The organism is Yersinia proxima (assembly GCF_902170785.1).
GTDB classification, from domain to species: domain Bacteria; phylum Pseudomonadota; class Gammaproteobacteria; order Enterobacterales; family Enterobacteriaceae; genus Yersinia; species Yersinia proxima.
Genome location: NZ_CABHYG010000001.1, coordinates 33,491 through 53,619, shown reverse-complemented (window position 1 = coordinate 53,619; position 20,129 = coordinate 33,491). Strand labels below are relative to the sequence as shown.

The following is a 20,129-nucleotide window of genomic DNA, read 5'->3' as shown; positions in this document are numbered from 1 at the left end:
TAACTCGTTCGTTCAGTTCAGAAGATTAGAGAGCGTGAATTACGCTTCAACAATTGCCAGAATGTCACTTTCGGACATGATCAACACTTCTTCATGGTCGATCTTCTCTGACTTCACGCCATAGCCATCGTTGAAAATAACGATGTCGCCAACTTTCACATCCAGCGGCTTGATCTCACCGTTATCCAGGATGCGACCATTGCCGACGGCCAGAACTTCACCACGGGTAGATTTACCCGCTGCAGTGCCAGTCAGAACGATGCCGCCAGCAGATTTGGATTCAACTTCTTTGCGCTTGACGATAACGCGGTCATGCAATGGACGAATTTTCATTGATAGCTCTCCTATGAGAAGGTCCGTATCAGATTTAGGATTAATATCGGTCTGCCTTCACAACCGATACCGTGGCTATCTTAATGGGGGCGACTTCACATCCCTTCAAGGGAGAGAGCAAAAAAAAAATCAGTTTTTTCTTGCCCACTGATGGCTCATTTTTGCCATCTCTGCGTTACCCCATTCAAGAAAGCATTATGATTTACTTTATGAATTTATAATTAATAAACAATCAATTAGAAAACAAAGCGATTTACTTATCATCTTTAAAACGATTATCTGTCGATTTATCATCCTCATCTGGACGATGCTCTACGATGAAGTGATCATCGGCTTTGCGCTGAAACTCGCCGTCAAAGGTATTTCCGCCGCCCATAGGGCCAGAATTATTATGATTAAAACCGCCAGCACTAAAGCCGCCACGATAAATATTCAGATGTGGCATCAATTTTAACGTCAACGATTTTTGAATCGGAGGCAAAAGCAGCAGCAAACCGAGGAAGTCGGTAAAGAAGCCAGGTATCAGCAGTAAGAAACCGGCCAAGACCAGTGACACACTTTTCACCATTTCAGCCGCAGGGCTTTCACCCGCTGCCAGTTTTTGCTGCATCTGCATAAAGGTTTTTATCCCTTGGTTACGTACCAGAGATATCCCCACGCAAGAACTGAAGATAACCAGCAAGAGGGTAACCAGCACACCCAATACAGCGGCAACCTTGATAAATATCGATATTTCTATATATGCCAATAAAAATATCAGCGCTAACGGTAACCAACGCACCGCATTCTCCTTATTCTAATCATTCAGTACCTCTCATCAGGGTAAACCTGCCTGACAGATACCATGAAAACCTTGACCCGGCTGGTGCTGATACTGTTTTTTTCCCTTATTAGCGGATTTCAGCGTCAGCATCCCCCTTCAACGAGGGTCGACCCTCATAAAATGGTGGTGGTTGAATCGCTTTTCAAGTTAGGAGGATACTTTTATTACTGATTAGCTCAACTGTGAGAGAAATCACAGATATCAGATCATCTCAATTAATTCCGGCCATATAGTGATCCTAGTTCAAGGCTTTTTATCATTAAGCAGCATATGATCCTGTCAGCAATAAGATGAATGGTTAATCTTTCCGCACTTAAGGTTCATTGCGGCATCATATTGCCCACGGCGGCATAATTTAGTTAACAAATACAAAACAAGACAGCACATTAGAGAAGGTTCTCATGTCAAATAACATTCGTATTGAAGAAGACCTGTTAGGTACACGAGAAGTCCCCGCAGAGGCTTACTACGGTGTTCATACCCTGCGTGCGATTGAAAACTTCTATATCAGCAACAGCAAAATCAGTGATGTGCCAGAGTTTGTACGCGGCATGGTTATGGTCAAAAAAGCGGCGGCGATGGCGAACAAAGAGTTGCATACCATCCCACGTAAAATTGCTGACATCATTATTCAGGCATGTGATGAAGTCCTGGATAAAGGGAAATGCATGGATCAGTTCCCGGTTGATGTGTTCCAAGGCGGTGCCGGTACCTCTTTGAACATGAATACCAACGAAGTTCTGGCCAATATCGGTTTGGAACTGATGGGTCATCAAAAGGGTGAGTATCAATACCTTAACCCTAATGACCATCTGAATAAATGCCAATCCACCAACGATGCCTACCCGACGGGTTTCCGCATTGCGGTTTATGCTTCCATCATGAAGCTCATTGACGCCATCAATCAGTTAAAAGAAGGCTTCGAAAGAAAATCCAAAGAATTCGAGAAAATCCTGAAAATGGGCCGTACCCAATTGCAGGATGCGGTACCTATGACGCTGGGCCAGGAATTCAAAGCCTTTGCGATCTTATTAAAAGAGGAAACCAAAAACCTGCAACGTACTGCAGAGTTGCTGCTGGAAGTTAACCTCGGCGCAACGGCTATCGGTACTGCGCTAAATACACCTGAAGGTTACTCACAGTTAGCGATACAGAAATTGTCTGAAATCAGTGGTCTGCCATGTGTGCCAGCAGAAGACTTGATTGAAGCGACCTCTGACTGTGGTGCTTACGTCATGGTGCACGGTGCCCTGAAACGTCTGGCTGTTAAGATGTCAAAAATCTGTAATGACTTGCGTTTGCTCTCCTCTGGCCCACGCACCGGTCTGAATGAAATCAACCTGCCAGAATTGCAGGCCGGTTCTTCTATCATGCCAGCCAAAGTGAACCCGGTTATTCCTGAAGTCGTTAACCAGGTTTGTTTTAAGGTGATCGGTAACGACACTTGCATTACTATGGCGGCCGAAGCAGGTCAGCTCCAGTTGAACGTTATGGAGCCAGTGATTGGGCAGGCGATGTTTGAGTCCATCCACATCCTGACAAATGCGTGTTACAACCTGTTGGAAAAATGCATCAATGGCATCACGGCCAACAAAGAAGTCTGCGAGCGCTACGTCTTTAATTCCATCGGAATCGTTACCTATCTGAACCCATTCATTGGTCACCATAATGGTGACATCGTGGGTAAGATTTGTGCGGAAACCGGTAAAAATGTACGGGAAGTGGTTCTGGAACGCGGCTTATTAACTGAAGCCGAGCTGGACGACATTTTCTCTGTTGAGAACCTGATGCATCCGGCATATAAAGCGAAGCGTTATACCGATGAAAATGAACAATAAAATAATCATCCGGTAGCCCTATAAGGCACGCATGCTCCTCTGGACAGCGTGCCTTTTTACTTTCTGGCAAATACAAATTTTTAACTTTAATTTTTCATTTGGATCAAGGAGTAAACACTATGATAGCCGTAGAATTAGTCATCGTTCTGCTGGCCATTTTTTTAGGGGCCAGGTTAGGCGGTATCGGTATAGGTTTTGCAGGTGGTATTGGGGTTCTGGTATTGGCGATCATTGGTGTCAAACCCGGTAGCATTCCATTCGATGTTATTTCAATTATCATGGCCGTTATTGCCGCCATCTCTGCAATGCAGGTAGCTGGCGGTATGGATTATCTGGTACAGCAAACTGAAAAGTTGCTGCGTAAGAATCCAAAACACATCACCATCCTTGCTCCGTTGGTCACTTATTTTCTGACCATCTTTGCCGGGACAGGCAACATTTCTCTGTCAGCCTTGCCGGTGATTGCAGAAGTGGCGAAAGAACAAGGCATCAAACCTTGCCGCCCACTGTCTACCGCTGTGGTCTCCGCGCAAATCGCCATTACCGCCTCACCTATTTCTGCGGCAGTGGTCTACATGTCTTCCGTCATGGAAGGTCATGGCGTCAGCTACTTACATTTACTGATGATAGTCATCCCATCTACCCTGCTTGCGGTATTTGTGATGTCTCTGATCGTTTCCTGGTGCTTTAACTCCAAACTGTCTGATGACCCTATTTACATCAAGCGTTTGGAAGAAGGTTTGGTCACACTGCGTGGTGACACTGTCAAAGTGATTAAACCACGCGCTAAAACCTCCGTACTGCTGTTCCTGGCAGGTGTATTGTGTGTTGTGGCGTATGCCATCATCAACAGCCCAAGTGTCGGTCTGGTGGCAACACCATTGATGAATACCACTAACGCTATCCTGATCATCATGCTGAGTGTGGCGACCATCACGACGATGGTGTGTTCGGTTGATACCGATTCAATCCTGAATTCCAGCACCTTCAAAGCCGGTATGAGTGCTTGTATTTGTATCCTCGGTGTAGCCTGGTTGGGCGATACCTTTGTACAACACAACCTGGACTGGATTAAAGAAACTGCGGGTAGCTTGATTCAAGCTCACTCATGGCTGCTGGCCGTTATCTTCTTCTTCTGTTCAGCACTGCTTTACTCTCAGGCTGCAACTGCCAAGGCATTGATGCCAATGGCAATGGCACTGAACGTTTCACCACTGGCGGCAATTGCTTCTTTCGCAGCGGTTTCTGGTCTGTTCATTCTGCCAACCTACCCAACACTGGTAGCCGCAGTTCAAATGGATGACACCGGCACCACGCGTATTGGTCGCTTCGTGTTTAACCACCCGTTCTTTATCCCTGGCACCATCGGGGTTGCACTGGCCGTTTGTTTCGGCTTCGTGATGGGCGGCCTGGTTCTGTAATCTATCAGCTGTAAATGGGGCGTGCGATGCGCCCCATTCTCATTTGCGAGATCCATCGCATCTATCCCACTGTTACACAAATCATCTTCTGACCCACATCCACTCGCGTTATAGTACCCACTTCGTCATATAAGCCGCGCGACCTACGAGGTGAAGATGTCTGATTGTGATACGAATAATTGTGATGAGAATATTTGTGATGCAATGACTTGTGATGCAATTGTGGTATTGTGCACTGCCCCTGATGAAGCCAGCGCGCAGGATTTAGCCGCGCAGGTTTTAGGTGAAAAACTGGCTGCTTGCGCCACCTTATTGCCAGGTGCGACCTCGATTTACTACTGGGAAGGTAAGCTCCAGCAAGAGTATGAAGTTCAGCTTCTGTTCAAGAGCAATACCCGTCATCAGCAGGCACTTCTCAGCTATATCAAACAACATCACCCCTACCAAACACCGGAATTACTGGTGCTGCCGGTACGGGACGGAGATAAAGATTACCTGTCATGGCTCAACGCTTCATTACTCTGATTCTGCTGCTGTGCAGCGTGTTACTCGCGCCGCACAGTGCACAGGCTTCGCTATTTGGCGATAACACCTCTTTTGGCCAAAAAAGTAGCCAGAGCCGGTTTATACCGGTCGATCAGGCGTTTGCCTTTGATTTTCGCCAACAAGGTGACCAACTCACCCTGACTTGGCAGATTCATCCTGACTATTATTTGTATCGCCAGCAAATCAAAATCGTGCCGAATAATGCCACTCTTGGGGCGTTTACCTTACCGGAAGGCAAGGCTCATCATGATGAATTCTATGGTGAAGTGGCGATATTTAAGCAACAGCTAACCCTGAAAATCCCTATTACACAAGCCGGTGAGCAAGCCAGTGTCAGTGTGACTTATCAGGGCTGCGCCGAAGCTGGCTTCTGCTATCCGCCAGAAACACGGGTTGTTCCACTTTCCGCCATTACTGCCAGTTCATCCACGGCGGCGGTGACTGACACTATTTCACCTGCGACAAACAATGCCACTCCCGTTGCGGCTGAATTACCTTTTTCACCGCTGTGGGCGCTGCTTATTGGCATAGGTATTGCCTTTACTCCTTGTGTATTACCGATGTACCCGCTGATCTCAGCTATTATTCTCGGACGAGAAAAGCCGCACAGTCAGCGGCGAATATTGTTGTTGGCGATAGTGTATGTGCAAGGGATGGCGCTGACTTATACCCTACTCGGTCTGGTGGTTGCGGCGGCGGGTTTACAATTTCAGGCCGCGCTACAACACCCTTATGTGTTGATTGGGCTATCTGCACTGTTTGTGCTGCTGGCGTTATCCATGTTTGGCCTCTATTCACTGCAATTGCCTTCGTCACTGCAAACCCGGCTGGTGCAGTGGAGCAGCAGCCAACGGGGCGGTTCATTGGCCGGTGTTTTTGCCATGGGCGCACTGGCGGGCCTCATTTGTTCGCCGTGCACCACAGCACCGCTCAGCGCCATTCTGCTGTATATCGCCCAAAGCGGTAATATGTTGGCTGGCGGCGGAACACTCTATTTATATGCCTTAGGGATGGGTATCCCGCTGGTGATTGTGACCCTGTTTGGCAACAGACTGCTCCCGCGCAGTGGCCCGTGGATGCAGTACGTCAAAGAGGCATTCGGCTTTGTCATTCTGGCGCTACCCGTGTTTTTACTGGAACGGGTTTTAGGGGATGTCTGGGGCTTGCGTTTATGGAGTTTGCTGGCCATCGCCTTCTTCGGCTGGGCATTTATATTAAGCCTAAAAGCTCACTCCGGCTGGGCGCGAGCTTTCCAGTTATTGCTGCTGGCCGCGTTGTTGATTGCCGCCCGTCCGCTACAAGACTGGGCGTTCGGCAGCCCTACGCAACAGAGTGAAATTAAACATTTAGCGTTTAAGCCAGTGGCAGATTTACCCCAGTTACAAGCGGCGTTAGCGCAAGCGAAGGGTAAGCCAGTGATGTTGGATTTGTACGCCGACTGGTGTGCTGCCTGTAAAGAGTTTGAGAAATACACCTTCAGTGATGAACAGGTTCAGCGCCAACTAGCAGATACGGTGTTACTTCAAGCCGATGTGACAGCGAACAGCGCAGAACATGCAGCGCTGTTGAAAGAGTTGAATGTGCTGGGTTTACCGACCATCCTGTTTTTCGATGCGCAAGGTAATGAGATTAATGACGCCAGAGTGACGGGCTTTATGGATGTTGATCAATTTTTGCAGCATTTGCAGAACCGTCAGCATTGATAGGACATTTTGCTATTCAATACCACCCTGCTTACTGGGATAAGGCAGGGTGATAAAATTCATATCATCTATGTGTGATATCAAACTTGCTGATATCAGTTACCATGTTATCGATGACCTGTTTCACATCTGCTTTGGTTATAATCTGTTGACTATTATATAAATTTTTACCATATCCTTTACGTACGACTTTCAAAACTGGCATGCCAGTCTCACTGTCAATTAACTCAGCTTCGAAAAATAGTTCTGACTGTTGTGTGCGATGCCCTGTTGCCGCCATTGTGCCTGCAATAACAGCAGTAACTGGCAGGACTTCATAAAATTGTACACCTTCATTCTCAGCATTGACGGAAGTAATGGCACCTTTGAAGATCAAGGTATGAGGAGATTTTTGGGAACTCAAAGCCAGTTGCTGTGCTAATGCCCCTTTCACCTGCGCATTGGTATAATCAAGGATTGTATTTAGCGTGTTTAAACTAACGCGATCCGTGGGCTGAGCTTTCGGATAATAGATTATTGGTGTGTAAATTATTGATGTGTATTTATTACTTGATAATTTTGGCGAAACCCAACGCAATATCTCATGCCCTGTTGCTGATTTGGCTTTAGTTAGCTGGCTATAGTCACCTAAAAAACCCGAATATTCAGTCTGAGTGGCGATTGGTGAAGAACACCCAATCGTAGTAGAAAATATTATGGTCAGTAGCAATGGTTTAACAAACTTTCCTATGAATAAAGATTTCATAATCAAAAATCCTGAATGGCATTTATTGTCAGAGTTAAAAAAGCATCTTACAAATTCTCAAACTCATTTATAAATATATTCAGGTCTAAAAATAGACAGCCTTAATTACTACAAAATAATAGAACCTAGTACTTCAATGGCATATCATTGATCTCAACCAGATGACCTTTATCCAAAGTAATGTACCCTCCCATTTTTAGTTGAGAAAGCATTTTCATGATACCACTGCGAGATAATCTGGTATGGTCTTGTATATACTGTACAGCAGTAATATTGCTTCTTATTTCTTCGGGTTCAGTCATTAAATTAATTAATTGGTTTCTCGTGATCTCATACGCGGAAAGCCCAGACAATTTTGAGCTATGCTCATTTAACTGACGTATTACAAACGCCTGAAAAATAGATAAGAAAGACCATAATTGATTAATTTCAATAATATTTTTTGCGTCCGACGCAGAGATAGTCGCAAATATTGTTGTCGTTTCTGTAGTAAAGAAGAAATCCTCTGCGCCAGGGACTAATTGATTACTCATACCCAGAATAGTGGGCGCTTTTACCGAGTGTAAAATCATCCCATCGCGAGTCCGATGTAACTGAACGCAACCATCTTGAATTAAATAGCAAATTTGCCTGTTATTAGGTAAGAAAGAAAACTTTCGGTGTGGTGGACTAACCTGTATCTTTGACACAGGAAGCAATGCATCCATTATTCTTTTGATCGCCTCTAAGGGCTTACTGGTTGTACCAGGAGGCTGATTCATCTACTTTCTCCATTCGAGTAAAACACTAAGTAATAAAAACACTCAGCCATCAATCCTGGAGTAATTAAGATGGTTTTCCACTCGATTAAATCTGAGGTATTTTATATCTCCATGGCATTTGCTTTTTCATTATTATATAGAATGGATTATTTTGCTAATAGTTTTTTAGTCCAATTTTATACTTCAATAAAAACACAGACATATCATAATACCTAATATTATTCTTAAATATAAACAATTTTAGTTACAAAACCCTCAAATTATAATCAAAAAAAACATTATTAATAAATAAAATCTTCACCACACCTCTATTATTCACATTTACAAGAAAAGTCTTTAATTCTATTCTTGCTCCCCCAATTGCAATGCCACATACAGTAATAAACGATTATCGAAATTTGCCAAATCAAGACCAGTTAATTCAGAAATACGATTAAGTCGGTATTCCAAAGTATTACGGTGAATAAACAATGCTTTTGCCGTCGCTGTAGGTTGCACATTATTGCGAAACCAACAGGCCAATGTACGGAGCAATAAACCATTACTGTCCATTGCCTGCAGTTTGGCTAAAGGCAGGGCCAGTTCATTGGCTTGCCAACCACCACGCAAGCTATCGAGCAATACAGGTAAAACTAAATCCTGATAATAATAACAGCGCTGCTCAGGCATCCGCTGTTTACCTACAGCCATGGTGGTACGGGCGGTACGATATGAGCGCGCGATGCTACCGGGGCCGGTAAAAAAATTTCCCAATGAGAGGCGCACTCGTAAGCGGCCACGCTCCGTCATTCTTGATAGCAACGATTCCATCCGCCGCCGATGGTCAATTGCATCCCACCGGCCATGACTATTCAGCGCCGGTTTCAATACCACCATTTCAGTGAGAGAGACAATCGCAATCAGGTTGTTCCGCTCGGGAGTGGTCAGCAAGGTTTGTAACTCCTGCAATTCCGACATGGCACTGTCAACACTCAACTGACCACTGTCCACATCCACCACCGCCACTACACGCGGTTCATTGATATCAACACCAAGACGCTGCGCCCATTCAATCAACGCTGGCGATATCTCTTCAGTACGAATCAGGTTCAGAACCAACTCTTCACGCAGGCGGCTGTCCTGCGCCAACAGGTGTACTAATCGTGCCTGCTCCATCATCATTTCGGCCGCCATACAAACCAATTCACCATATTGGCGTAATTGGCCAGGATTCCCCGTCAGGCCGATGACGCCGACAATTTCACCCTCCAGACGCAATGGCAAATTAATACCCGGTTTCACGCCGTGCAATTGGCGGGCGACGGCATCATCAATATCGACGATACGACCATGTGACAATGCTAATAGCGCCCCTTCATGTAATTCCCCAAGGCGCTCTTCATCGCCGCTACCAATAATCCGCCCTTTACCATCCATCACGTTAATATTGGTATCAATGATTTTCATCGTTCGGGTGACGATGTCCTGGGCCAGTCGGGGATCAAGATTATATACACTCATGAGAGAGGCCTCGGTTTAAAATAATAATGATTTACCGAGATATTATGACCCGGCGACCGCGATACCAATTGCCAGTGTAGCGGCGATATTGCGCGCAGTCTTAAATACATTATCTGCGGCATTATCCAGCGCTTGCTCGAGTGTACAAATGTTGTAAATCACACTGAATATCGCATCCAGTCCATGCTCATACACCACATCAGCGTCATCAGTAAGGCTACCTGCAATGCCAATCACCGGCTTGTTATAACGCTTAGCCACTCTAGCGACACCGATAGGTACTTTGCCATGAATGGTTTGGCTGTCAATCCGCCCCTCACCAGTGACCACAAAGGTTGCATCACGAACTAAAGCATCCAAACCCAATGCGTCAGTCACAATATCAATACCAGGACTTAAGGTCGCACCACAGAATGCCAGGAGCGCCGCACCCAATCCCCCCGCAGCACCCGCCCCTTCAACCTGATCAACATCAATATCCAGATGACGTTTAATGACATCAGCGTAATGCAATAGCCCCTCATCCAATTGGGTTACCATTGCAGGTGTTGCCCCTTTCTGCCAACCAAACACAGCAGATGCGCCTTCGCTACCGGTCAGTGGATTTGTGACATCACAGGCAACATCAATCTGACACTGCTTAATACGCGGATCTAACCCTGAAATATCAATCACATCCAACTCAGCAAGTTTACCACCACCAAAGCCGATCGGTTTGCCTTGCTTATCCAACAGTTTAACGCCCAGCGCCTGCGCCATTCCCGCACCACCGTCATTGGTCGCACTCCCTCCGATGCCGATAATGATATGTTTCACGCCCTGATCCAGCGCACTACAAATCAATTCACCCGTACCGTAAGAGGTGGTTTTCAGTGGATTACGTAATTCCGGAGGGACAAGTTCTAGTCCACTGGCGGCAGCCATTTCAATAAATGCACACTTTTCATCACCGGATATCCCGTAAAAAGCGCTAACTTCCGCCCCTAACGGGCCAGTCACATTCACCTTAATAATTCGACCATCAGTTGCCGCAACCATGGCCTCTACCGTACCTTCTCCGCCATCAGCAACAGGTAACTTGATATATTGCGCATCAGGAAAGTGGGTGCGAAAACCCGCTTCAATCTGTACGGCAACGTCCAGCGCAGATAAACTTTCTTTATAAGAGTCCGGAGCGATGACTATTTTCATAAATGATTTAATCTCATGAGCTTTCCGCCGCGATACAGAGCCGGTACACCACCGATTAACGCGTCACTTCAACTTTAGCCAGTTTCTCGTAATAACAAGCTAATGCGCTATGATCTGCGGTTCCCAACCCATCCACTTTCAGTGCCTGCATCATTTCCATAACTGCCGCAGTTAATGGTAATTGTGCGCCCACGCCGTGTGAGGTATCCAAAGCGTTCGCCAAATCTTTGATATGTAAATCAATACGAAAGCCAGGTTTAAAATTACGATCCATCACCATCGGGGCTTTGGCTTCCAAGACAGTACTACCTGCCAGACCGCCACGAATGGCCTGGAATACCAAATCTGGATTTACACCAGCTTTAGTAGCCAGTACTAATGCTTCGGACATTGCGGCGATATTCAGTGCTACCACCACTTGATTAGCCAATTTGGTGACATTACCCGCACCAATATCACCGGTATGCACCACCGAGCTCCCCATGGCTTTCATCACCGCAAGACATTGGTCGAAGACCGCTTTATCCCCCCCAACCATCACGGACAAAGTGCCATCAATGGCTTTCGGTTCACCACCACTGACAGGTGCATCCAGCATGGCGATTTGTTTGATTGCCAGAGCTGCACTGATTTCACGGCTAACCAATGGTGCGATTGAACTCATATCAATCAACACCGATCCTGGTTTGGCACCTTCAATCACACCATTTTCACCTAATACTACCTCCTTCACATGAGGTGAGTTAGGCAACATAGTGATAATAATATCGCATTCCGCTGCCAGCGCTTTTGGCGTCAACGCCCTGCTAGCACCGGCACTGAGCAGTTCGTCCAGTATCGCAGCATTCCGATCAAGGACTGTTAATGAGTAACCTGCTTTCAGCAGATTTTTACTCATTGGTTTTCCCATAATCCCTAAACCAATAAAGCCGATTTTCATTTGTCACTCCTCAAGTCAGTCGGAAAGCTGCCTATACAGTGGTATCAGAGGGTTAAAACAGACTGATTACTATTTTTTAAATCTGTCGCACAATGCCTGGGTGGCACTGCGCAATACGCTCAAATCGCTACCGACCGCGACAAATGTTGCTCCCCATTCCAGATAACGGCGAGCATCTGCATCAACCGGAGCCAGAATACCGCTCGGTTTACCCTGCAATTTGGCGCGATCAAAAATATGGCGAATCACTTTTTGTACTTCAGGATGGTTCGGCTGACCGAGATAGCCTAATGCTGCAGAGAGATCACCCGGCCCGACAAAAATGCCATCGACCCCCTCGACCGCCACGATAGCATCCAGATTATCGACCCCTTGCTGGCTTTCGATCTGTACCAATACAGTAATGTTGTCGTTAATAGTGGCGAAATAATCCGGCACCGTTCCATAAAGGTTACCGCGATGAGATACCGAAACCCCACGAATGCCAGCTGGCGGATAACGCGTTGAGGCCACTGCGCGGATAGCGTCTTCTTCACTTTCGACGAAAGGGATCAGAAAATTGTAGAAACCAATATCTAATAGTCGTTTGAGAATGATCGGTTCGTTACTGGGTGCGCGCACAACGGCTGCACTATGACTGCCTTTCAGCGCCATTAGCTGGGGAATAAATGTCGTAACATCGTTCGGAGCATGCTCGCCGTCTAATAGCAACCAATCGAAACCCGCCAGACCGAGTACCTCGGTTGATATATGATGTGCCAAAGCACTCCAGCAACCAATCAGGGTCTGCCCTTGTTGTAGATGACGGCGGAACTGATTAGGATAATTTTGCAGACTCATTTTCGATCCTTATGATAGAACGCCCTCATTGAACGAAGGCTTGATGCTGGGCGTAATGCAATTCACGATAAGCATTATAGAAACCGCGTTTCAATAAACCATCGGGCAAAAGAACAGGAATAATAAGTTATTAACCAACGGTTATAGGCAGATGCACAATAAAATGCGCCCTGCTTCACAGAGTGCAGGAATGTTGTCAATTGCATCACCTATTCAGCACGGAGAAATAAGCAACAGCGTGATGGCAAAGAGTTCATAAGATCTCGCCATAGTAGTGATAAGGTACAGAGTCAGCAGGCGCAATGTGCTGATACCTATTGAGTGATATTAACAATAGGCAGTGATTAGCCATATTTGCCAGATAAGATGTTGGAGGAAAGCAACGTGCAACGTGAACAAGTTTTAAGCAGTGCGCTCAATCTGTTAGAACAGAAAGGACTGGCAAACACCACGCTGGAGATGCTGGCAAAAGAAGTTTCAGCCGAAGTCAGTGATTTGACCCGCTTTTGGCCTGATCGCGAGGCGTTACTGTATGATTGCTTGCGCTACCACGCTCAACAGATCGATACCTGGCGGCGTCAATTGCAGCTAGATGAAACATTATCGCCGAAACAAAAATTACTGGCACGCTATCAAACCCTCAGTGAACAAGTGCAAAACCGACGCTATCCCGGTTGCCTGTTTATTGCGGCGTGCAGCTTCTATCCTGATGATGAGCATCCAATCCACCAATTGGCGGAACAGCAAAAACAAGCCTCGCTCAACTATACGCAACAACTGTTGCACGAGATGGATGCCGATGATGCTGGCATGGTCGCACAACAAATGGAGCTGATTCTGGAAGGTTGCCTCAGCAAACTGCTGGTTAAACGCCAGTTGATTGATGTTGAAGTGGCCAAACGCCTGGCTGAAGATGTATTGGAAGTGGCTCAATGTCGTAAGAATGGGGCACTAAGCTAATGTTTGAATCAGGCATAATTTCATGACAATTTTGCGGTATTTTTCATTTTTTGCCTGAAAAGAGAGCGATCAATACAGTTTTAGCGATTTTAAGCTATAAATTCGTTGACGGTCAGCGGTCAATACGGTTTAATGCGCCCCGTTGCCCGGATAGCTCAGTCGGTAGAGCAGGGGATTGAAAATCCCCGTGTCCTTGGTTCGATTCCGAGTCCGGGCACCATATTTAAAGAAACCAGCTTAACGGCTGGTTTTTTGCTTTCTGACGTTTGGGTTTTACATCGGATACAAGTGGCTAAAAACTAGCAACTGTAACTCTGCTATCTTTTAAGTTGTTTCTACACACGACAAAAGGAGCATGCCGATGTCCCGTCTTACCGCGAAAGATTTTTCCCCCGAACTGCTCGAACTCTACGATTATTACGCCCACGGTAAGATAACCAAGCGGCAGTTCCTTGAGTTGGCAGCAAAATATACCGTCGGTGGCCTGACCGCACTCACTCTACTGGGTCAGCTCACTCCAAACTACGCACTCGCTCAACAAGTCGAATTCACTGATCCCGATATCATTCCTTCATATATCACCTACCCTTCCCCCAATGGCCACGGTGAAGTTCGCGGCTATCTGGTTCGCCCCGCCAAAGCAACTGGCCCGCTTCCTGCGGTAATAGTTGTTCACGAGAATCGGGGGCTAAATCCCTATATTGAAGATGTTGCCCGCCGTGTGGCAAAAGCCGGATTTATTGCACTCGCACCTGATGGGCTTAGCTCTGTCGGCGGATATCCCGGCAATGATGATAAAGGCCGTGAACTGCAACAGCAGATTGATCCTACCAAACTGATGAATGACTTTTTTGCTGCAATTGAGTTTATGAAAGCAAATGAAGCCACCACCGGTAAAGTTGGGATTACCGGCTTTTGTTATGGTGGAGGAGTGGCTAATGCCGCCGCTGTCGCCTACCCCGAACTGGCGGCGGCAGTCCCTTTCTATGGGCGGCAAGCTAAACCCGAAGATGTTCCCCGCATCAAAGCCCCCTTGTTACTTCACTATGCTGAGTTGGATACCAATATTAATGCGGGTTGGCCAGCTTATGAACAAGCACTCAAAGCCGCGAACAAGACCTATGAGGCTTATATTTACCCCGGTGTAAATCATGGTTTTCACAATGATTCCACACCACGCTATGACAAGGCAGCCGCTGACCTGGCTTGGGAACGCACCATCGCCTGGTTCCGCCATTATCTGGCCTAAGTATCCGGGTAAGCTAATGCCCGTGTAACAGTGTTAGCTTACCCAACTGAATTGATAAGAGTTTTCGTCACAATCTAAGTATAACTTCCACTACCCCCCCCGAATACGACACCGCGCCACCACATTTCCTACAAGACGATCCAATCTGCGCATGTTCCACACTGATTTAATGACACGGATCAATGTATCGGGCTTTAACTATTGATCGAATGCTTATGATTATCATTTAATTTATCATTCAGAATGAAATAGAGCCTGTTATGAATATTGATTTGATGCCATATCACGCCCGTCAGGGGCCGCTACCTTTCCCAAAACGCTGGGCCACAATGCCATGGCGGGATAGTCGCCCTTTACCGGCAGAGTCACTCCAGGATAGCTGGCAGGCACTGCTACAAAAGGCGCTACCGCCTAATAAGCGTTTGCTTTATTTACATATTCCGTTTTGTGCTACTCATTGTACTTTCTGCGGTTTCTATCAAAATCCATTGCAACCCGACAGTACCGCGCGCTACACCGACTACCTGCTGCGGGAATTGAGCATGGAGGCCAGCAGCCCACTGCTACAAGGGGGGCCAATTCATGCCATTTACTTCGGTGGTGGCACGCCCAGTGCGCTTTCAGCACAACAGTTACACAGTATTATCAGCCAGTTGCGTAAAAGTTTACCGCTAGCTCCTGACTGTGAAATAACCGTTGAAGGGCGAATTTTCAATTTTGACGATGAGCGGATTGATGCTTGTCTGGAAGCGGGTGCTAACCGTTTCTCGGTCGGGATACAAACCTTTAATACCCGCATTCGTCAGCGCATGGGGCGTAAAGCCAGTCGTGATGAGGCGATTAATTTTCTGACAAATCTGGCTTCCCGCGATCGCGCTGCCATAGTTTGCGATTTAATGTTCGGTTTACCCCATCAAACACCGGAAACCTGGCAGGAAGATTTGGCTATCGTGCGCCAACTGCCACTAGATGGTGTTGACCTGTATGCCCTCAATCTGTTGCCGACCACGCCACTGGCCAAGTCAGTGGAAAATAACCGGATAGAACTGCCGACACTGGCGCAGCAGTGTGATTTTTACTGTAACGGCGCGGAGAGCCTCGCCCAAGCCGGTTGGCATCAGTTAAGTAATAGCCATTGGGCGCGCACCACTCGTGAGCGAAATCTTTATAACTTGTTGATTAAACAAGGAGCGGATTGTCTTGCATTGGGTAGCGGTGCGGGCGGCTCTTTACAAGGGCACGCCTACATGCAGCACCGCAGTCTGGATAACTACTACCGATTAATCGACAGCGGGCAAAAACCATTGATGATGATGACGCAAGCCAGTGGCGAACATCCGTGGCGAGCTAAATTGCAAAGCGGTATCGAAGTCGGTCGTTTAGATTTGAGCGAGTTAATCACAGACCCCTACCCATTAATGCCATTGATCGCGCAGTGGCATCAGAGCCACCTGCTAAAAGATGACAGTTTCTGCCTGCGGCTCACCGACAGCGGGCGTTTTTGGGCCAGTAACATCATGCAGGCTCTGCAAAATATTATTCCTTCACTTATGACCACGGAAAGCCATTCATGAATGCTCCAACTCTCCAAAATAAACCCTCTTTGGCCGAATTTCTTGCCACTCAACCCGATGGCACGCTGGAACAAATTGCTCAGGATTATCAGGTCAGCCCGCTTGATGTGGTACGTGAATTACCAGAGCGCGTATTAGTCAGCGCTGAGCATTTTGATCGCGTCTGGGACAGTATGACGGAGTGGGGAGATGTCACCACTCTGGTACATACCGCCGATATTATTCTGGAACACAAAGGCCCACTGCCGAGCGGTTTTCATCGCCACGGCTATTTCAACCTTCGCGAGAAACAAGGTCTTAGCGGTCATATCAGAGCACAAAACTGCCAGGCCATTGCCCTACTGGAACGCCCGTTTATGGGCATGGCGACCGCATCGGTTCAATTTTTTAATCAGCAAGGTGATGTGATGCTGAAAGTCTATGTTGGCCGTGATGAACATCGCCAGCTACGTGCTGACGGCCTTGCCGCTTTCCACCAACTGGCTCAACAGCTTGCTCAAGAACCATCTGTTTTCGATAAAAAAATCAAGGAAACACCATGAAACCCTGGTTGATATTCGGCGCAGGTCATGGCGTTGGCGCACATTTACTCGCACTGGCAAACCAACATGCCGACGCGGCTCAGAACCCGCGCCCTGTCACATTATTGATCCGTAATCCGCAGCAAGCAGAAGAGTTACGCAGCAAGGGGCTAACTGTTGTGTGTGGGGATGCTTGTGATCCAGACAGTGTGCATCAGGCCTGCCAACTCGCAGGCCCAGACGCTGCCATCATTTCAACATTAGGTAGCCGTACTGCGGATTATCAAGGCAACCGATTGATCATTGATACCGCCGAGAAGCTAGGCCTGAAACGTATGCTTTTGGTGACATCCATTGGCTGCGGCGATAGTTGGCCGACGCTTTCCCCTGCCGCCCGAGCCGCTTTTGGTCAGGCAGTACGCGAGAAGTCACTGGCTGAGAGCTGGTTACAAACCAGTGGACTGACTTATACCCTGATTCGGCCCGGCGGTTTACTGGACCAACCCGCAACAGGTAAAGCTATCCGTTTACAAACCGAGGCCCATGGTCTGGTTACCCGCGAAGATGTTGCCATTCATTTGAGCCAGATGATCGAAGATCCGGCCACATATCGTCAGATTTATGCGCTTGTCGAACCAGGATTAGTTCGCAAAGTAAAAATCAATTAACAATAAATATGTCTTGATGTAACACCGAACCATGATTGATAATGCTTATCATATTGATAGTGGTTATCATTGCCTTGCCGATTATATGGATAAACAGTTGAACAAAGCACCCACAATGAATGACGAGCCTGCGGCCAAACCTCCTACGGGCAGCAAACCCCTGTCTGTCTCCAGCGAGCAATTGCTGGGGGAGCACGGTGTCGCTTTTATCATTCATCAGGGCGAATGCTATCAACTGCGCCAGACTAAAGCAGGGAAACTGATACTGACTAAATAATAACCCAATGCCAATGTCGTGACAGCACGGTAGCGGTTTCCGCTAGCACCGCTGTGGCGTCAAGGGCAAAAGGATACATCGCAAGCCACCCAGATTTTAGAATCAAGGCAGCCAGCAACCTATTTATTTGTTTTGCATATGATTTTTTGCATAGAAAATATGGAGAATTGCCGACATGCCGCGTTCCACTTCCGACCGTTTCCGCTGGTCCCCACTCAGTTTGGCAATCGCTTGCACTTTGCCTCTTGCTGTTCAAGCTGCTGATACCACATCCACTCAAACCAACAGCAAAAAACGCACTGCCGATACCATGGTAGTGACTGCAACTGGTAATGAGCGCAGCAGTTTTGAAGCACCAATGATGGTGACAGTGGTTGAGGCCGATACACCGACCAGCGAAACCGCCACCTCTGCCACGGATATGCTGCGCAATATCCCAGGGCTGACCGTCACTGGCAGCGGGCGCGTTAACGGGCAGGATGTGACACTGCGTGGCTACGGCAAACAAGGCGTGCTGACTTTGGTTGATGGTATTCGCCAAGGCACTGACACCGGCCACCTGAACTCTACCTTCCTCGATCCGGCGCTGGTCAAACGTGTTGAAATCGTCCGCGGCCCATCAGCGCTGCTGTATGGCAGTGGTGCATTAGGTGGCGTCATTTCTTATGAAACCGTTGATGCCGCCGATCTCTTATTGCCAGGCCAAAATAGTGGCTATCGGGTTTACAGCGCTGCGGCGACCGGTGATCACAGCTTCGGCTTGGGTGCCAGTGCCTTTGGCCGCACCGATGATGTCGATGGCATTCTCTCTTTTGGTACTCGTGATATCGGCAATATTCGCCAAAGTGACGGTTTTAACGCGCCAAATGATGAAACCATCAGCAATGTGCTGGCAAAAGGTACCTGGCGTATTGATCAGATTCAGTCGTTAAGTGCCAATCTGCGCTATTACAACAACAGCGCACTGGAGCCAAAGAATCCGCAAACTAGCGCGGCATCCAGCACCAATCTTATAACTGACCGCTCGACTATCCAACGTGACGCTCAGCTTAAATACAACATTAAGCCACTTGATCAAGAATGGTTGAATGCCACGGCACAGGTTTACTACTCTGAAGTGGAAATCAATGCACGACCACAAGGCACGCCAGAAGAAGGACGCAAGCAAACGACCAAAGGTGGCAAGCTGGAAAACCGCACCCGCCTATTCACCGACAGTTTTGCATCACACTTGCTGACTTACGGTACAGAAGCCTATAAACAGGAACAAACACCGAGCGGCGCAACAGAAAGTTTCCCGCAGGCAGATATCCGCTTTGGTTCTGGCTGGCTGCAAGATGAAATCACCTTACGCGATCTGCCGGTTTCTATTTTGGCCGGTACTCGCTATGACAACTATCGCGGTAGCAGCGAAGGCTATGCCGATGTAGATGCCGATAAATGGTCATCTCGTGGTGCCGTCAGTGTGACACCGACAGACTGGCTGATGTTGTTTGGTTCCTATGCTCAGGCTTTCCGCGCTCCAACTATGGGTGAGATGTACAACGATTCGAAGCATTTCTCGATGAATATCGCGGGCAATACCCTGACCAACTACTGGGTACCTAACCCAAATCTGAAACCGGAAACCAACGAAACCCAAGAATACGGTTTTGGCTTGCGCTTTAACGACCTGATGCTGGCTGAAGATGACTTGCAATTCAAAGCCAGCTACTTCGATACCAACGCCAAAGACTATATCTCCACCGGCGTGACCATGGACTTTGGCTTCGGGCCTGGTGGCTTGTACTGCAAAAACTGCTCGACCTATTCCACCAATATCGATCGGGCAAAAATCTGGGGTTGGGATGCCACTATGACTTACCAAACCCAGTGGTTTAACCTGGGCCTGGCCTATAACCGCACCCGTGGTAAAAACCAAAATACCAATGAATGGCTCGATACCATTAACCCGGATACCGTCACCAGCACCCTGGATGTACCTGTTGCTAACTCCGGCTTTGCTGTGGGTTGGATCGGAACATTTGCTGATCGTTCTAGCCGAGTCTCTAGCTCAGGCACACCGCAAGCCGGTTATGGCGTCAATGACTTCTACGTCAGCTATAAAGGCCAAGAGCAATTTAAAGGTATGACCACCACCGTGGTGTTGGGTAACGCATTCGATAAAGAGTATTACGCGCCACAAGGCGTGCCACAGGATGGTCGTAACGCGAAGTTCTTCGTGAGCTATCAGTGGTAA

Annotated in this window: 19 protein-coding genes and 1 tRNA gene; 12 read left to right on the top strand and 8 right to left on the bottom strand. The window is 47.4% G+C overall.

Features of this window, described 5'->3' with window-relative positions:
* Window positions 1–39: 39 nt before the first annotated feature.
* The gene (locus FTB31_RS00235; RefSeq protein ID WP_004391824.1) at window positions 40–333 is read right to left on the bottom strand and encodes a co-chaperone GroES; all 294 of its coding nucleotides are present in this window, start codon (window positions 331–333) and stop codon (window positions 40–42) included.
* Between the two features lie 253 nt (window positions 334–586).
* The gene (locus FTB31_RS00230) at window positions 587–1,114 is read right to left on the bottom strand and encodes an FxsA family protein (protein WP_050075632.1); all 528 of its coding nucleotides are present in this window, start codon (window positions 1,112–1,114) and stop codon (window positions 587–589) included.
* Between the two features lie 443 nt (window positions 1,115–1,557).
* On the opposite strand from FTB31_RS00230, the gene aspA reads away from it, so the two are divergent.
* The 4 genes from aspA (at window position 1,558) to FTB31_RS00210 (ending at window position 6,664) form a co-directional block, all read left to right on the top strand.
* A complete protein-coding gene (gene aspA / locus FTB31_RS00225; protein ID WP_050075631.1) occupies window positions 1,558–2,994 on the top strand; it encodes an aspartate ammonia-lyase in 1,437 nt (478 codons plus the stop codon).
* Between the two features lie 119 nt (window positions 2,995–3,113).
* The gene (locus FTB31_RS00220; RefSeq protein ID WP_005175570.1) at window positions 3,114–4,415 is read left to right on the top strand and encodes an anaerobic C4-dicarboxylate transporter; all 1,302 of its coding nucleotides are present in this window, start codon (window positions 3,114–3,116) and stop codon (window positions 4,413–4,415) included.
* Between the two features lie 156 nt (window positions 4,416–4,571).
* Window positions 4,572–4,940 (top strand): divalent cation tolerance protein CutA, encoded by a 369-nt coding sequence (cutA, locus tag FTB31_RS00215; protein WP_019080730.1) that lies wholly within the window; start codon window positions 4,572–4,574, stop codon window positions 4,938–4,940.
* Window positions 4,916–6,664: a protein-disulfide reductase DsbD gene (locus FTB31_RS00210; protein ID WP_227730991.1), complete on the top strand. Its 1,749-nt coding sequence runs from the start codon at window positions 4,916–4,918 to the stop codon at window positions 6,662–6,664. Before cutA ends, FTB31_RS00210 begins: the two co-directional genes overlap by 25 nt.
* A 64-nt stretch (window positions 6,665–6,728) precedes the next feature.
* Here FTB31_RS00210 and FTB31_RS00205 read toward each other — a convergent pair whose 3' ends face one another.
* The 6 genes from FTB31_RS00205 to garL all read right to left on the bottom strand — a co-directional run bounded on the left by FTB31_RS00205 (window position 6,729) and on the right by garL (window position 12,641).
* Complete coding sequence (locus FTB31_RS00205) at window positions 6,729–7,409, bottom strand: DUF3313 domain-containing protein (protein WP_077295837.1); 681 nt, start codon at window positions 7,407–7,409, stop codon at window positions 6,729–6,731.
* 125 nt (window positions 7,410–7,534) lie between these two features.
* Window positions 7,535–8,170 (bottom strand): winged helix-turn-helix transcriptional regulator, encoded by a 636-nt coding sequence (locus tag FTB31_RS00200; protein ID WP_050075628.1) that lies wholly within the window; start codon window positions 8,168–8,170, stop codon window positions 7,535–7,537.
* Between the two features lie 342 nt (window positions 8,171–8,512).
* Entirely contained in the window at window positions 8,513–9,670 is a 1,158-nt protein-coding gene (locus FTB31_RS00195; protein ID WP_050075627.1) for a CdaR family transcriptional regulator, read from the bottom strand.
* Between the two features lie 42 nt (window positions 9,671–9,712).
* The gene (locus FTB31_RS00190) at window positions 9,713–10,861 is read right to left on the bottom strand and encodes a glycerate kinase (RefSeq protein WP_077295833.1); all 1,149 of its coding nucleotides are present in this window, start codon (window positions 10,859–10,861) and stop codon (window positions 9,713–9,715) included.
* 55 nt (window positions 10,862–10,916) lie between these two features.
* Complete coding sequence (garR, locus tag FTB31_RS00185; protein ID WP_050075625.1) at window positions 10,917–11,801, bottom strand: 2-hydroxy-3-oxopropionate reductase; 885 nt, start codon at window positions 11,799–11,801, stop codon at window positions 10,917–10,919.
* A gap of 69 nt (window positions 11,802–11,870) precedes the next feature.
* Window positions 11,871–12,641 (bottom strand): 2-dehydro-3-deoxyglucarate aldolase, encoded by a 771-nt coding sequence (garL, locus tag FTB31_RS00180; RefSeq protein WP_050075624.1) that lies wholly within the window; start codon window positions 12,639–12,641, stop codon window positions 11,871–11,873.
* 384 nt (window positions 12,642–13,025) lie between these two features.
* Here garL and FTB31_RS00175 point away from each other — a divergent pair, with 384 nt between their 5' ends.
* The 8 genes from FTB31_RS00175 (at window position 13,026) to FTB31_RS00140 (ending at window position 20,129) form a co-directional block, all read left to right on the top strand.
* Window positions 13,026–13,601: a transcriptional regulator gene (locus tag FTB31_RS00175; RefSeq protein WP_050075623.1), complete on the top strand. Its 576-nt coding sequence runs from the start codon at window positions 13,026–13,028 to the stop codon at window positions 13,599–13,601.
* A 144-nt stretch (window positions 13,602–13,745) separates the two neighbouring features.
* A tRNA-Phe gene (locus FTB31_RS00170) sits at window positions 13,746–13,821 on the top strand.
* A 141-nt stretch (window positions 13,822–13,962) separates the two neighbouring features.
* Window positions 13,963–14,850: a YghX family hydrolase gene (yghX, locus tag FTB31_RS00165; RefSeq protein WP_050078874.1), complete on the top strand. Its 888-nt coding sequence runs from the start codon at window positions 13,963–13,965 to the stop codon at window positions 14,848–14,850.
* A gap of 260 nt (window positions 14,851–15,110) precedes the next feature.
* The gene (hutW, locus tag FTB31_RS00160; RefSeq protein WP_077295831.1) at window positions 15,111–16,424 is read left to right on the top strand and encodes a heme anaerobic degradation radical SAM methyltransferase ChuW/HutW; all 1,314 of its coding nucleotides are present in this window, start codon (window positions 15,111–15,113) and stop codon (window positions 16,422–16,424) included.
* Complete coding sequence (gene hutX, locus FTB31_RS00155; protein ID WP_050078876.1) at window positions 16,421–16,966, top strand: heme utilization cystosolic carrier protein HutX; 546 nt, start codon at window positions 16,421–16,423, stop codon at window positions 16,964–16,966. The genes hutW and hutX overlap by 4 nt, the downstream gene beginning before the upstream one ends.
* Window positions 16,963–17,613, top strand: coding sequence for an SDR family oxidoreductase (locus FTB31_RS00150; RefSeq protein ID WP_077175633.1), 651 nt, complete (start codon window positions 16,963–16,965; stop codon window positions 17,611–17,613). Before hutX ends, FTB31_RS00150 begins: the two co-directional genes overlap by 4 nt.
* 31 nt (window positions 17,614–17,644) lie before the next feature.
* A complete protein-coding gene (hemP, locus tag FTB31_RS00145; protein WP_050078878.1) occupies window positions 17,645–17,890 on the top strand; it encodes a hemin uptake protein HemP in 246 nt (81 codons plus the stop codon).
* A 175-nt stretch (window positions 17,891–18,065) separates the two neighbouring features.
* On the top strand, window positions 18,066–20,129 hold the full coding sequence (locus FTB31_RS00140; RefSeq protein WP_077175632.1) for a TonB-dependent hemoglobin/transferrin/lactoferrin family receptor: 2,064 nt from the start codon (window positions 18,066–18,068) through the stop codon (window positions 20,127–20,129).